This window comes from Roseateles flavus (assembly GCF_039872765.1).
Classification (GTDB): Bacteria; Pseudomonadota; Gammaproteobacteria; order Burkholderiales; family Burkholderiaceae_C; genus Roseateles_B; species Roseateles_B flavus.
Window position 1 is genome coordinate 42,427 of sequence record NZ_JBDPZC010000014.1, and the last position, 12,656, is coordinate 55,082.

Consider the following 12,656-nt stretch of genomic DNA (forward strand, 5'->3'; position numbering starts at 1 on the left):
AGGTTCTCATCGACGGGGCGTTGAGCCGATTTGACGCTGAGAGCGGAGCTTCGACGAGGGCCGGCATCGCGTTTTAGTCAAAAAAATACGCAGATATCGACGATCAATGGCGCGGACCACGGGGCGTCAGCAGCAGGTTCAGCAGCAGGGCGCCGAAGGTGGCGGTCCCGATGCCGCCCAGCGCGAAGCCGCCCAGGCGCAGGGTGTAGTCCCCGGTGCCGATGATCAGGGTGATGGCTGCCAGCATCAGGTTGCGGTGCTGGCTGAAGTCCACCCGGTTGTCGACCCAGATCTTGGCGCCGGCCACGGCGATGAGCCCGAAGACCACGATGCTGACCCCGCCCATCACCGGCAGCGGAATGGTCTGGATCAGGGCGCCGAACTTGGGCGAGAAGCCCAGCATGACGGCCAGCAGCCCTGCCACCACGAAGACGGCGGTGGAGTAGATGCGGTTGGCGGCCATCACGCCGATGTTCTCGGCATAGGTGGTGACGCCCGTGCCGCCAGCGGCGCCGCTGAGCATCGTGGCCAGGCCGTCGCCCATGAAGGCCCGGCCCATGTCGCGGTCGATGTCGCGCCCGGTCATCGCGGCCACGGCCTTGAGGTGGCCCAGGTTCTCGGCCACCAGGATCAGGGCCACCGGCGCGATCAGCAGCATCGCCCCGGTCTCGAAGCGCGGGCTGGCGAAGTGCGGCAGGCCGAACCACGCGGCCTGTGCCACGCCGCTGAAGTCCATGGGCTTGCCCAGTCCGAGGCCGTTGGTGAGCACGGCATACAGCACGCTGGCGATCAGCAGGCCCGCCAGGATCAGCAGGCGCTGCAGCAGGCCGCGGCTGCGCACGGCCACCAGGGCCACGCTGAGGAAGGTCAGGCCCTGGACCCAGGCGTCGAAGGGCGTGGGCGCCATGTTCTTGATGGGCACGCTGGCCAGGTTCAGGCCGATCACGGCGACGATGGCGCCGGTCACCACCGGCGGCATCAGCCGCTCGATCCAGCCCGTGCCCAGCCATTGCACCAGGGCGCCGATCAGGAAATAGAGCGCGCCGCAGGCCACGATGCCGCCCAGGGCCAGGCCGATCTGCGCATTGGGACCGCTGCCGCCATAGCCGGTGGCGCTGATCACCACGCCGATGAAGGCGAAGCTGGAGCCCAGGAAGCTGGGCACGCGGCCGCCCACCATGAAGAAGAACAGCAGGGTGCCGATGCCGCTCATCAGGATGGCGACATTGGGGTCGAAGCCCATGAGCAGGGGCGCCAGCACGGTGGCGCCGAACATGGCCACCACATGCTGCAGGCCCAGGGCGACGGTCTGCGGCCAGGCCAGGCGTTCATCCGGGGCGACGGCCTGCCCGTCCAGGGCGGCGACCTGACGCCATTGGGGGATCCAGCTCACAGCGCGCTCCTCTCAGGCTGCTTTTGACTTCTGAAGCTCGGAATTTCCCGGCCCCTTGATTCAGGGGAGCGTGGCTTCCGGCACCTGTGCGCGCAGTGTAGTGAGCGGGGGAGCGGCCCCGGCTCGGGCTATATCCCTATATGGGGCGACCCCCGTCGCGGAAAGTTGCACATTTTGTAACGATTTGCCTGGTTTGCGGACGCACCCATGCCGGGGATATATCGCCGGAGCCTCCATGAAGGGCTGCTGGGGTCAGGTCTTGTCGCCCCGGGGTCAGGTCTCCTGAGACGGCTGGCGTGGTGCCCGGGGCAGTGACCGACGCGGCTTCAGGCCGCCTCGGCCAGCCAGGCCGCCACCTGGCGCTGCACGGCCGCGTCGTCCAGCAGGCGGCGGTGGCCCAGGCCCTCGGTCAGGCGCAGCGTTGCGCGGGGCAGGGCCGCAGCCAGGGCCTCGCTGTAGGCGGCCGGCACGGCGCGGTCCTGGCGGTCATGCACCAGCAGCACGGGCAGCGCCAGGTGCCGGCCCAGCCAGGCGGGCTCGAAGCCGGCCAGCCCCGGGCGGGCGCGCGCCTCCAGGGCCTGGCGCAGGCGCTCGCGCACGGCCAGCCCCAGGCCGAAGCTGGCCACGAAGCCCTCCAGCAGGTGCCGGGGCGGGGCGGAGCAGGCCAGCAGGGCCAGGCGTTGCGTGGGCAGGCCGCGGGCCACGCCATGGGCGGCGGCCAGGGCGCCGATGGAATGGGCCGCAATGCCTACCCAGGGCCCCTGCTCGACCGTGAGCACCTGCAGGGCGCGCTGCCACTGGGCGATGTCGGTGCGCCAGCCGCTGCTGCGGCCGTGGGCGGGCCAGTCCAGCACATGCGGCGACAGGCCCGCGTCCCAGCAGGCCTGGGCCAGGCCGCGCAGCTGCGCCGCCTGGCCGCTCCAGCCGTGCAGCAGCAGCACGCGCGGGCGCTCGGCGCCGTCCGGCCGGTGCCACAGCTGCAGGCGGCGGGTCTCGAAGGGCAGGGTCAGGCCTTGCCAGGGGGCCATCGAGGGCCGGCGCTGCAGCAGGCGCGGCGGCAGGGGCGTGTCGAAGAGGCGCAGGGCCAGCCGCGCCGCCTGCGCGGGGGCGTGGCGCTGCAGCAGGTCCAGGCCGGCGCGCAGCCCCTGGAGCAGGCGCCCCTGGGCGTAGAAGCGGTCGACGGCGGGGCGGGTCGGCGCGGAGGGATGGGGCGGGTGGGGTTGCGGGATCTGACTCATGGGCTCACCCCAGAAAGAAGTCGCGGTTGTGGGAGGGGATGGCGCGCCACAGGCGCTGCAGGCCTTGCCAGCCGCGCCACACAAGGCCGGCCAGCCCGCACAGGGCCAGGATCAGGAGGGGGCTGAACATGGTGAGGGCCTTTCGATGTATTTCGCACGATCGTGCGAAGTTGGGTGAAAAGAAGCGCTCCGTGAAGGAGCGGGGACGGGTCAGGGCGGGCTCGGACGCAGGCCCTGCATGAGGCGCTGGTAGGAGGTCCAGCCGCGCTCGGCGGCCAGCGGGTCGCGCAGGAAGCGGGTCTCCCGCACGACGGCGGTGAAGACGGCGTCGAGGTCGAAGACCAGCTGGTCGGGGTCCAGGTCCGCCTGCAGATGGCCGCATTCGACGGCTTGCAGCACGCTGCGCCGGAGCACCTGGCGCCAGCGTTTGACGCCGCTGAGCAGCATGTCGCGCAGCGGGCCCTCGCGGTCGTCGAACTCGAAGGCGCCTGCGGCGTAGAGGCAGCTGCCGCGGTGGCCGGCCTGGCAGGCGCGGGCCAGCCAGGCGCGCATGATGGCGTCCAGGCGCGGCAGGCCGCGGGGCTCGCGCAGGGCGGGCACGAGGATGTCCTGCTGGAAGCGGCGGTCGAATTCGTCCAGCACGGCTTTCTGCAGGGTCTCTCGCGAGCCGATGCGCGAGAACACGCCGCTCTTGGACAGGTTCAGGCGCTTGGCGATCTCGCCGATGGACAGGCTCTCCAGCCCCTCCAGCGCGGCCATCTCCAGCGCCATGTCCACGATGGCGGTCTGGGTCAGCTCGCTGCGTTCGGTCTTGGCTTCCATGGTCGCGAATTTAGCACGACCGTGCGAACTTGCAAGCCGCCCTGGCCGCAGCGGGGTTTTGCGACACTGGGCGCCTCCCAGTCCACCCCTGCCCCGCCATGCGTCTCCTGGCCGCCGCCGACTACCAGCCCGCCGTGCAAGCCCTGTTCGAGCGCTGCGCTGCCGCCTTGCAGGCCCTGCTGCCGGACGCGCAGGTGGAGCATGTGGGCGCCTCCTCCCTTCCCGGCGCCTGCTCCAAGGGGGACCTGGACATCTGCGTGCTCGTGGCCCCCGAGGCCCACCCGCAGGTCGTGGCGAGGCTGTGCGCCCAGGGTTTCGAGATCAAGGCCGACACCCTGCGCACGCCCGAGCTGTGCATGCTGCTGGCGCCGCCGGACTGGGCGCAGGGGCAAGACCTGGCCCTGCAGATCGTGGCGCGGGGCTCGTCCTTCGAGGACTTCCTGCGCTTTCGCGACGCCCTGCGCCGCGAACCGGCCCTCGTGGCCGCCTACGACGCCGTCAAGCGGGCGCACGCGGACCAGGGCGAGGACGCTTATCGCGCGGCGAAGGCCCGATTCATTGAATCCGTGCTGGCGCGGCCGGGCGACTGCCTATAGTGCGCCCCGCGCCGGTCGTTCGGCGGGATGGATGCCATGAGTGAAGTACAAGCGGTGGAGCCGCGCCAGGACTGGGCGGCCTTCGAGAAGCATGCCGGCGGCGTGGTGCTGGCCCTGCGCGAGCTGGGCCGTGCCGTGGCCGCCTCGGGCCTGGACCCGCGGCTTTGCGAGCTGCTCAAGGTGCGCGTCTCGCAGCTCAATGGCTGCGCCTTCTGCCTGCAGTACCACCTGAACCTGGGCCGCCAGCTGGGCCTGCCCGCCCTGCAGCTGGACCAGCTGGCCTGCTGGCGGGACTCCCCGGCCTTCGCCCCTCGCGAGCGGGCCGCCCTGGCCTGGGCCGAGGCGCTGACGCTGCAGGCCGCGCATCCGGATACCGAGCCGGCCTATGCCGCGCTGCAGGCGCAGTTCAGCCCGGTCGAGATTGCCAATGTGACCGCCGCCATCGGGCACATCAACGCATGGAACCGCATCGCGGGCGGTCTGCGCTTCACGCCGCCGGCACCCTGAGAGCCCGCCGTTGCGGCCTCAGGCCGGTGGTGCGGGCGGTGCGCCCTCGATGTCCACGAACTCCCACCAGTGCTGCCAGAACAGCGGCCGGCGGTAGCCCTGAACCCAGGGGTGGGCGAGGTCGGTGACGTAGCGGTGCCCGCGGTACTTGTAGGGCATGTAGGCCGTGGCCAGGCGCTTGCTCTCCCTGAACAGGGCCTGGCGCTGCGGGCCGTCGGGCAGGCCGCCGGCCTGGTCGAAGAGCCGGTCCATGGCCTCCAGGCGGAAGCGCGCGAAGTTGGAGGCGCCGATGTGCCCGCTGTGGAAGCTGGCCAGCGCGTCCTGTGCATCAGGCTTGGCGGCCGAGAGGGCCAGGCTCCAGATCATGTAGTGGCCGGCGCGCAGGGCCTTGAAGTTCTCGGGCCACTTGCCGGTGCGGAACTGCACGCGCAGGCCCACGGCGGCGAGGTTCTTCTGCCAGAGCTCGTCGATCTGGCGCTGGAAGCCGTCGGGCGTGGTGAGGCTTTCCAGCACCAGCTGGCGGCCGTCGGGGTCCTCGCGCCAGCCGTCGCCGTCGCGGTCGCGGTAGCCGTAGAGGTCCAGCAGGGCCTTGGCGCGGGCGGGGTCGAAGTCGCCCATCTCGCTCTTGTAGTTCGCGTCGTAGGCCGTGGTGTGCGGGATGTAGGGCGACTGCGCGGGGATGGCCTGGCCGCGGCGCGCCAGGCTGATCTCGCGCCGGCAGTCCGTGGCCAGGGCGATGGCGCGGCGCAGGGCCACGCGCGCCGGTGTGTAGCCGCCCACCACCGGGTCGTCCATGTTGAAGACGGTGAACAGCACGTCCGCCAGCAGGGCACGGTAGGCCTGGATGCCCTGGCGCGCCAGGTTGGGTGCGAGCTTGCCCTGGGGCAGGGCCTGCTGGATGAAGTCTTCCGGCGTTCGCTCCAGGAAGTCGAACTGGCGGTTGAGGAAGGAGAGCCAACGCGGCTGGCTCTCCTCGATGATGGCCACCTGGACCTGGTCGACCATGGGCAGGCGCCGGCCCTTGTAGCGGGCGAGCAGGGCCTGGCCTTCCTTGTCGTCCGGCGCGGGCTGGGCGTCGTAGTAGCGCTCGCGGTAGTCCGGGTTGCGGTCCAGGGTGATCAGGGAGCTGCGCCGCCAGGCGCCCAGCACGAAGGGGCCGGTCCCCACCGGGTGCTCCATGGCCTGGCCCGGGTAGGCCTCGATGACCTCGCGGGCCACGGCGCCGTAGGTGTCGATCTGCGCGAAGACCTCCATCAGCCGCGGCCGCGTCTCCTTCAGGCGGATCTGCAGGGTGTAGCGGTCCAGCGCGCGCAGGCCCTCGATGGGCTTGTCGTAGTCGAAGGGTGACTTGCTCTTGAGCAGGGCGGCGCGGTACTCGGCCAGGCCCAGGATGCCCAGCTCATCCACTTCGGACCACGACGGCGAGGCCACCTCCGGGTCGGCGAAGCGCTTCCAGCTGTAGACGAAGTCCTCGGCCACCAGCTCGCGGCGCTGGCCCTTGAAGGCGGGGTCGGCCGAGAAGTAGATGCCGGGGCGCACCCGCATGGTCCAGACCCGGAAGTCCTCGCTGACCTCGGGCATGCCCTCGGCCACCAGAGGCTTGAGCCGGGCGGGGCGGGCCAGATGGTCGTAGGTGTAGAGGCCCTCGAAGATGTGGGCGGTGATGGTGCGGGAGTAGAGGTCGCTGATGCGGGCCGGGTCGAAGCCCGTCTCGGCGATGCGGATGGCGTAGCGCAGGACCTTGGCCGGCCCGCTGCCGGGCCGGGCCGCCTGGGCTGGCAGGCCCAGGCCGCTCAGGCCGGCCAGGGCCAGGAGTTCACGGCGGGAGGGTCCGCCCGCTGGGGCGCGGAATGTCATGGACGCAGTGTCGCGGAAGGCCTGGCTCCGAAGAGCACGTATTCACCCCTAGAGCCCCCCGGTGGGCGGGGCCGGGGTCTGCGGGTTGTCACGGGGGCGTGGGGGTGTTGCGGGGCCGGCTCAGGGGCGGGCACGGGTCTGCTGCTCGACGTCGATGTCCACGAAGGCCCAGAAGTCGCGCATGTAGATGTTGCGGTCGTAGCCGATCACCCAGGGCTGGGCCATGTCGGTGTAGATGCGGTGCACCTCGGCCTTGAAGGGCATGTAGGCCACCAGCAGGCGCTGGGCCTCGGTCATCAGGGCCTGGCGCTCCGGGCCGTTGGGCAGGCGCTTCTGACGGGCATAGATCTTGTTGTAGGCCGGCAGGTCGAAGCGCGACTTGTTCGACTGACCCTTGTTGGGCCCGTAGCCCAGGCCCAGGAAGGCGTCGCCGTCCGGTGCCGTGGCGCTCCAGCCCACGCCCCACATCTGCAACCTGCCGGCATTGGCAGCCTTGAGGTTCTCCGGCCACTTGCCGAAGCGGAACTTGAGGCGCACCTGGATGGCGTCCAGCGCCTTCTGCCACAGCTCGGCCAGGGCGCGCTTCTCGCCGTCGGGCTCGGTGGTGTACTCGATGACCAGGGGCGAGCCGTCGGGCTGCTCGCGCCAGCCGTCGCCGTCCTTGTCCACGTAGCCGTAGAGGTCCAGCAGGGCGCGGGCGCGGCCGACGTTGTGCTGGCTCATCTCGGAGCGGAAGGTCGGGTCGTAGCCGAAGGTGCCGGGCGGGATGGGACCCTGGGCGGGAATGGCCTGGCCGCGGCGGGGCAGGCGGATCACCTTGTCCAGGTCCACGGCCAGGGAGATGGCACGGCGCAGGGCCACCTTCTCGGGCGTGTAGCCGCCCACCACCGGGTCCTCCATGTTGAAGTAGGACAGGTACAGGTCCGCCCGCGCATAGCGCACCGCCTGCATGCCCCGCTTCGCCAGGTCGGGGGCGAGCTTGTTCTGGGGCATGTACAGCGGCAGGAACTCCTGCGGCACATCGTCCACCAGGTCGAACTCATTGCGCAGGAAAGACAGCCAGCGCGGCTGGTTCTCCTCGATGACGGCGATCTCCACGCGGTCCACCATGGGCAGCTTGCGACCCTTGAGGCGGGCGGCGGCCTCGACCATGCGGGTGTCCGCGGGGTCAGGTGTTTCCTCGTAGAACACGTCCCGGAAGTTGGGGTTCTTCTCGAGCACGATCAGGGAGCTGCGCCGCCACTCGGCCAGGCGCCAGGGGCCGGTGCCCACCGGGTGCTCCATGGTCTTGCCGGGATAGGCCTCGATCACCTCGCGGGCCACGGCGCCGAGCATGGCGTCGGCGAAGTTGTTGATGAAGCGCGGGTCCCCCAGCTCGGTGCGGACCTGGAAGGTGTAGCGGTCCAGCAGCTTGAGCGCGGGCACCTCGCGGTCGTAGTCGAAGGGCTTCTTGTTCTTGAGGGCGTCCTGGCGCAGCTCGGAGAGGCCCGGCAGCAGGGCGTTCTCCAGGATGTAGAGGTTGCTGCTCTTGTTGACCGGGTCGTAGTGGCGCTTGATCGAGTAGACGTAGTCGGCCGCGGTCAGCTCGCGCCTGCGGCCCTTGAAGGCGGGGTCGTCCGCGAAGTAGATGCCGGGCTTGATGCGGAAGGTGAGGGTCTTGAAGTCCTCGCTGATCTCCGGCAGCGCCTGGGCGGTGGAGGGCTTCAGGCGAACCGGGCGGGCCAGGTAGTCGAAGCGCAGCGGGGCGTCGAAGATGCCGGCGGTGATGGTGCGGGAGTAGAGGTCGGAGACCTGGGCCGGGTCGAAGCCGGTCTCGGCCACGCGGATGGCGTAGCGCAGGACCTTCTTCGGGGCGGCCTCGGTGGCCGCAGCGTCGGCAGGCGTGGCGGGCGACGCCGCCGGCTGGGCCACCACAGGCGCCAGCGGGCCCAGGGCGCCCATCAGGAGAGCAACAACAACTACAGCGCGCATTCTTTGCATCCCTCGAGAACCGGCGTGCGGGGCATGGCGAGCCCGGCACGGGCTGGCGATTGTGACCCGGAAACGCCGGGCAAAGCCCTGGAATTCCCCTAGGAGAAATCCGGCATCGCCTCAGCATAAACCGGCATGGGCAGGGGGCTGGGCCTGCACTAGACTGCGCCCGAAGTCCGAGCGGCCAGCGCCCGCCGCCGGGTCCCCTTCTGAGCCCTGGCCGCCGCCGGGGCTGGCAGTCCGATTTGGAGACCGACAGCCATGACGGCCTATCTCTTGCGGCGCCTGTGGCAAATGATCCCCACCCTGCTGGGGGTCGTGCTGCTGGTGTTCTTCCTGTTCCGCTGGTTCGGCGGCGACCCGGCCGAGATCCTGGGCGGCCAGAACGCGTCCGCCGAGCAGATCCAGGCCATCCGCGAACAGCTGGGCCTGAACCGGCCGGTATGGGAGCAGCTGCTGATCTTCCTGAAGCAGATCGTCACCTTCAACTGGGGCCACAGCTGGGCCACCAACGAGTCCGTGGCCACGCTCTTCGCCACCCGCATGCCGGCCACGCTGACGGTGATGCTGCCCATCCTGTGCCTGGAGGTGCTGCTGGCCATCCCCTTCGCGCTGGCCGTGTCCGCCGTGCGCGGCTCGCTGACCGACCGCGCGGTGATGGTGCTCAGCACGGTGGCGGTGTCCATCTCGCTGCTGGTCTACGTGATCGTGGGCCAGTACTTCTTCGCCTTCCGCCTGGGCCTGTTCCCGGTGCAGGGCTGGAGCAACAGCACCTGGACCAACCTCACCACCTACGCGCCCCTGCCCGTGATGGTGGCCGTGGCCGTGGCCCTGGCGCCCTACACGCGGCTGTACCGCAGCTTCTTCCTGGACGAGATCGGTCACGACTACGTGCGCACCGCCCGCGCCAAGGGCCTGCCCGAGCGCCGCATCCTGCTCAAGCACGTGCTGCGCAACGCCTTGATCCCCATCCTCACCAACATCTCCGTGGCCCTGCCCGGCGTGTTCGTGGGCTCCTTCCTGCTGGAAGTCTTCTTCTCCATCCCCGGCCTGGGCCGCGAGCTGCTGCTGGCCGTCAACCGCAGCGACTTCCCCGTTATCCAGGCCTTCGCCATCTACCTGGCCATGCTGACCATGGTGATCAATCTGCTGACCGACCTGCTCTACAAGGCCGTTGACCCTAGGGTGGTCCTGAAATGAGCGCCACCCTGACCTCCGCACCGGCCGCAAGCAGCGCCGATTCGCGCGGCTCGCAAGGCGTCTGGGCCGCGGCCTGGCGGCGCATGCGCGGTGACCGTCTGGGCATGGCCTGCCTGTGGGTGGTGGCTGTCTTCCTGGGCCTGGTGCTGGCCACGGGCCTGGGCCTGATCGCCTCGGGCTGGCAGAAGGAGATCGGGGTGCCCAATGCGCCCCCCGGCTTCATGGGCCCGGCGCCGGCCGAGTCCAGCCAGGCCGCGCAGGGGCCCAAGGGCCCCAACGTGGACCTCTCCGACATCGACCCCCTGGCCCCGCGCTACGCCGAGTGGGACGCCAAGGCCAGCAGCTTCAAGACCGAGGACCTGGTCAAGCAGGAGACCCTGCCCTTCGGCGCCGACCGCCTGGGCCGCGACGTGCTCTCCAAGGTGATGAAGGGCGCCGAGGTGTCCATCATGGTGGGCGTGCTGGCGGCCCTCGTCGCCACGCTGATCGGCACCGTGCTGGGGGCCCTGTCCGGCTTCTTCGGCCGGCGCGTGGGCGACTTCCTCGAGTGGGTCTACAACGTCTTCACCGCGGTGCCGGACATCCTGCTGATCTTCGCCTTCGCGGCCATCTTCGGCCGCGGCGTGCTGCCGGTGGTGATGATCCTGGGCCTGGCGGGCTGGACCGGCGTCTACCGCCTGGTGCGCGCCGAGTTCATCAAGCATTCCAGCCGCGAATACGTGCGCGCCGCCGAGGCCATCGGCGCCTCGCAGGGCTCGCGCATGTTCCGCCACATCCTGCCCAATGTGTCCCACGTGACGCTGGTGCAGCTGTCCCTGCTGGTGGTGCGCTTCATCAAGAGCGAGGTGATCCTGTCCTACCTGGGCCTGGGCGTCAGCGTGGACCAGGTCTCCTGGGGCACCATGCTGGCCGAGGCCCAGAGCGAGCTGATCCTGGGCTACTGGTGGCAGCTCACCGCGGTGGCCGTGTGCATGGCGGTGTTCGTGACGGCGTTTGCGCTGTTCACCGATGCGCTGCGTGATGCGCTGGACCCCAAACTCCGTGGTCTCGAGTGACCCGCTGGAACCACTGACATGCTTCTGAGTATCCAAGACCTCCACGTCGCCTTCCGCATGGGCAAGCTGCACGGCGAGGTGCAGCGCCAGCAGGCGGTGAAGGGCATCAGCTTCGACGTGCCGGAGAACAGCACCGTGGCCCTGGTGGGCGAATCGGGCTCGGGCAAGAGCGTCACGGCCATGTCCATCCTGAACCTGCTGCCGGACAACGCCGAGCGCAGCGGCCGCATCCTCTTCCAGGGCCGCGATCTGCTGCAGAGCGCGCCGCGCGAGCTGCAGGCCCTGCGCGGCCGCGAGATTGCCTGCGTGTTCCAGGACCCCATGAGCTCGCTCAATCCGGTCTTCACCGTGGGCGACCAGATCATGGAGCCGCTGATGCTGCATCTGGGCATGAGCCGCAAGCAGGCCCTGGCCCGCGCCGAGGAGCTGCTGCACGAGGTGGGCATCCCCGATCCCAAGCGTCGCCTGGGCAGCTATCCGCACGAGATGTCCGGCGGGCAGCAGCAGCGGGTGATGATCGCCCTGGCCCTGTCCTGCGGCCCCAAGCTGCTGATCGCCGACGAGCCCACCACCGCCCTGGACGTCACCATCCAGCGCCAGGTGATGGAGCTGCTGGCGAAGCTGAAGGAGGCTCACCGCATGAGCCTGCTCTTCATCTCGCACGACCTGGGCGTGGTCGGCGAGATCGCGGACCACGTGGTGGTGATGCGCCACGGCCAGATCCGCGAGCAGGCGCCGGTGGCGCAAATCTTCCAGTCTCCGCAGGATGCCTACACCCGCGCCCTGCTGGCCTGCCGCCCCTCGCTGCAGGACAACCCGGCCCGGCTGACGGTGATCGACGACCACATCGCCGGCCGCGCGGCACGGCAGGCCGTGAGCACCAAGGACCCGGACGCCCCGGTGATCCTGGAGGCGCGCGGCCTGCGCAAGAGCTTCTTCTTCCGCGAGGGCCTGTTCGGCCGCAGGGAGTTCCAGGCCGTCAAGGACGTCAGCTTCCGCCTGCGCAAGGGCCACACCCTGGGCGTGGTGGGCGAGTCCGGCTCGGGCAAGACCACCATGGGCCTGACCCTGCTGCGCCTGCACGAGCCCACCGGTGGCGAGGTGCTGTTCGAGGGCCGCGACCTGCTCAAGATGGGCGCATCCGACTGGCAGCAGATGCGCCGCCGCATCCAGGTCGTCTTCCAGAATCCCTATGCCTCGCTGAACCCGCGCTTCACCATCGCCCAGACCCTGGTGGAGCCCATGGAGATCCACGACATCGGCGCGGACCACGAGGAGCGCCTGGAGATTGCCGCCGGCCTGCTCAAGAAGGTGGGCCTGGACGAATCGGCCCTGCCCAAGTACCCGCACGAGTTCTCCGGCGGCCAGCGCCAGCGCATCGCCATCGCGCGCTGCCTGACGCTCAAGCCCGAGGTGCTGGTGCTGGACGAGGCCGTGTCGGCGCTGGACGTGTCCGTGCAGGCCCAGGTGCTGAACCTGCTGAAGGACCTGCAGGACGAGTTCGGCCTCAGCTACATCTTCATCAGCCACGACCTGGCCGTGGTGCGCTTCATCTCGGACGAGGTGCTGGTGATGCAGCACGGGGACGTCGTCGAGCAGGCCGAGACCTCACAGCTGCTGGCCGCGCCGAAGCAGGACTACACGAGGCGACTGCTGGGCGCGGTGCCCCGCGGCTACCAGGGGGCGGGGCAGAGCGCCTGAGCCGGCCAGCAAAGCGGTCTGTCCTTCGCCTGTGGCAGTTCGTCGCTTGGGCGAAGTGACCCGGGCTTGCCGGCCCTACAGTCGCGTCCATTCCAAACGAACTCCCGGAGGATACCCATGAAGCGCATCGCCACCCTGGCCACCGTCACCCTCGCCGCTCTGCTCTGTACCGCCTGCGTCATCGCCCCCAACGGCGAGCGCGTCGTCAGCGACCGCGAGGCGCTGACCCAGATGAGCGAGCAGGCCATCAAGACCTGCGGCGCCGGCAACGTCAAGGACGTGACGCACAAGAGCTTCACCTGCAAGTGAGGGACCG

12 protein-coding genes are annotated in these 12,656 nt (G+C 70.0%); 6 read left to right on the forward strand and 6 right to left on the reverse strand.

The features are described 5' to 3' along the window. Positions 1-103: 103 nt before the first annotated feature. The 4 genes from ABDJ40_RS21985 to ABDJ40_RS22000 all read right to left on the reverse strand — a co-directional run bounded on the left by ABDJ40_RS21985 (position 104) and on the right by ABDJ40_RS22000 (position 3,453). On the reverse strand, positions 104-1,393 hold the full coding sequence (locus ABDJ40_RS21985; protein ID WP_347612900.1) for a solute carrier family 23 protein: 1,290 nt from the start codon (positions 1,391-1,393) through the stop codon (positions 104-106). 326 nt (positions 1,394-1,719) lie between these two features. Further along, positions 1,720-2,631 (reverse strand): alpha/beta hydrolase, encoded by a 912-nt coding sequence (locus ABDJ40_RS21990; protein ID WP_347612902.1) that lies wholly within the window; start codon positions 2,629-2,631, stop codon positions 1,720-1,722. Between the two features lie 4 nt (positions 2,632-2,635). After that, positions 2,636-2,761 (reverse strand): hypothetical protein, encoded by a 126-nt coding sequence (locus ABDJ40_RS21995; RefSeq protein ID WP_347612905.1) that lies wholly within the window; start codon positions 2,759-2,761, stop codon positions 2,636-2,638. 80 nt (positions 2,762-2,841) lie between these two features. After that, positions 2,842-3,453, reverse strand: coding sequence for a TetR/AcrR family transcriptional regulator (locus tag ABDJ40_RS22000; RefSeq protein WP_347612908.1), 612 nt, complete (start codon positions 3,451-3,453; stop codon positions 2,842-2,844). 98 nt (positions 3,454-3,551) lie between these two features. On the opposite strand from ABDJ40_RS22000, the gene ABDJ40_RS22005 reads away from it, so the two are divergent. Next, complete coding sequence (locus tag ABDJ40_RS22005) at positions 3,552-4,049, forward strand: GrpB family protein (RefSeq protein WP_347612910.1); 498 nt, start codon at positions 3,552-3,554, stop codon at positions 4,047-4,049. Positions 4,050-4,085: 36 nt separating this feature from the next. After that, complete coding sequence (locus tag ABDJ40_RS22010; protein WP_347612912.1) at positions 4,086-4,556, forward strand: carboxymuconolactone decarboxylase family protein; 471 nt, start codon at positions 4,086-4,088, stop codon at positions 4,554-4,556. An 18-nt stretch (positions 4,557-4,574) separates the two neighbouring features. Here ABDJ40_RS22010 and ABDJ40_RS22015 read toward each other — a convergent pair whose 3' ends face one another. Next, positions 4,575-6,413, reverse strand: coding sequence for an ABC transporter substrate-binding protein (locus ABDJ40_RS22015; RefSeq protein WP_347612914.1), 1,839 nt, complete (start codon positions 6,411-6,413; stop codon positions 4,575-4,577). A gap of 120 nt (positions 6,414-6,533) precedes the next feature. After that, complete coding sequence (locus ABDJ40_RS22020) at positions 6,534-8,384, reverse strand: ABC transporter substrate-binding protein (protein ID WP_347612916.1); 1,851 nt, start codon at positions 8,382-8,384, stop codon at positions 6,534-6,536. Between the two features lie 261 nt (positions 8,385-8,645). On the opposite strand from ABDJ40_RS22020, the gene ABDJ40_RS22025 reads away from it, so the two are divergent. The 4 genes from ABDJ40_RS22025 to ABDJ40_RS22040 all read left to right on the forward strand — a co-directional run bounded on the left by ABDJ40_RS22025 (position 8,646) and on the right by ABDJ40_RS22040 (position 12,649). Then, on the forward strand, positions 8,646-9,584 hold the full coding sequence (locus tag ABDJ40_RS22025; protein ID WP_347612917.1) for an ABC transporter permease: 939 nt from the start codon (positions 8,646-8,648) through the stop codon (positions 9,582-9,584). Continuing rightward, positions 9,581-10,639, forward strand: coding sequence for an ABC transporter permease (locus ABDJ40_RS22030; RefSeq protein ID WP_347612919.1), 1,059 nt, complete (start codon positions 9,581-9,583; stop codon positions 10,637-10,639). The genes ABDJ40_RS22025 and ABDJ40_RS22030 overlap by 4 nt, the downstream gene beginning before the upstream one ends. Before the next feature lie 18 nt (positions 10,640-10,657). Beyond that, positions 10,658-12,340, forward strand: a complete 1,683-nt coding sequence (locus tag ABDJ40_RS22035; protein ID WP_347612920.1) for an ABC transporter ATP-binding protein — start codon at positions 10,658-10,660, stop codon at positions 12,338-12,340. 117 nt (positions 12,341-12,457) lie between these two features. Beyond that, on the forward strand, positions 12,458-12,649 hold the full coding sequence (locus ABDJ40_RS22040; protein WP_347612922.1) for a hypothetical protein: 192 nt from the start codon (positions 12,458-12,460) through the stop codon (positions 12,647-12,649). Positions 12,650-12,656: the final 7 nt, after the last annotated feature.

Coding starts and splice junctions, on each gene's coding strand:
- ABDJ40_RS22010 (WP_347612912.1), top strand. CDS start 4,086: ATGAGTGAAGTACAAGCGGTGGAGCCGCGCCAGGACTGGGCGGCCTTC.
- ABDJ40_RS21995 (WP_347612905.1), bottom strand. CDS start 2,761: ATGTTCAGCCCCCTCCTGATCCTGGCCCTGTGCGGGCTGGCCGGCCTT.
- ABDJ40_RS22015 (WP_347612914.1), bottom strand. CDS start 6,413: ATGACATTCCGCGCCCCAGCGGGCGGACCCTCCCGCCGTGAACTCCTG.
- ABDJ40_RS22030 (WP_347612919.1), top strand. CDS start 9,581: ATGAGCGCCACCCTGACCTCCGCACCGGCCGCAAGCAGCGCCGATTCG.
- ABDJ40_RS22000 (WP_347612908.1), bottom strand. CDS start 3,453: ATGGAAGCCAAGACCGAACGCAGCGAGCTGACCCAGACCGCCATCGTG.
- ABDJ40_RS22040 (WP_347612922.1), top strand. CDS start 12,458: ATGAAGCGCATCGCCACCCTGGCCACCGTCACCCTCGCCGCTCTGCTC.
- ABDJ40_RS21990 (WP_347612902.1), bottom strand. CDS start 2,631: ATGAGTCAGATCCCGCAACCCCACCCGCCCCATCCCTCCGCGCCGACC.
- ABDJ40_RS22035 (WP_347612920.1), top strand. CDS start 10,658: ATGCTTCTGAGTATCCAAGACCTCCACGTCGCCTTCCGCATGGGCAAG.
- ABDJ40_RS22020 (WP_347612916.1), bottom strand. CDS start 8,384: ATGCGCGCTGTAGTTGTTGTTGCTCTCCTGATGGGCGCCCTGGGCCCG.
- ABDJ40_RS22025 (WP_347612917.1), top strand. CDS start 8,646: ATGACGGCCTATCTCTTGCGGCGCCTGTGGCAAATGATCCCCACCCTG.
- ABDJ40_RS22005 (WP_347612910.1), top strand. CDS start 3,552: ATGCGTCTCCTGGCCGCCGCCGACTACCAGCCCGCCGTGCAAGCCCTG.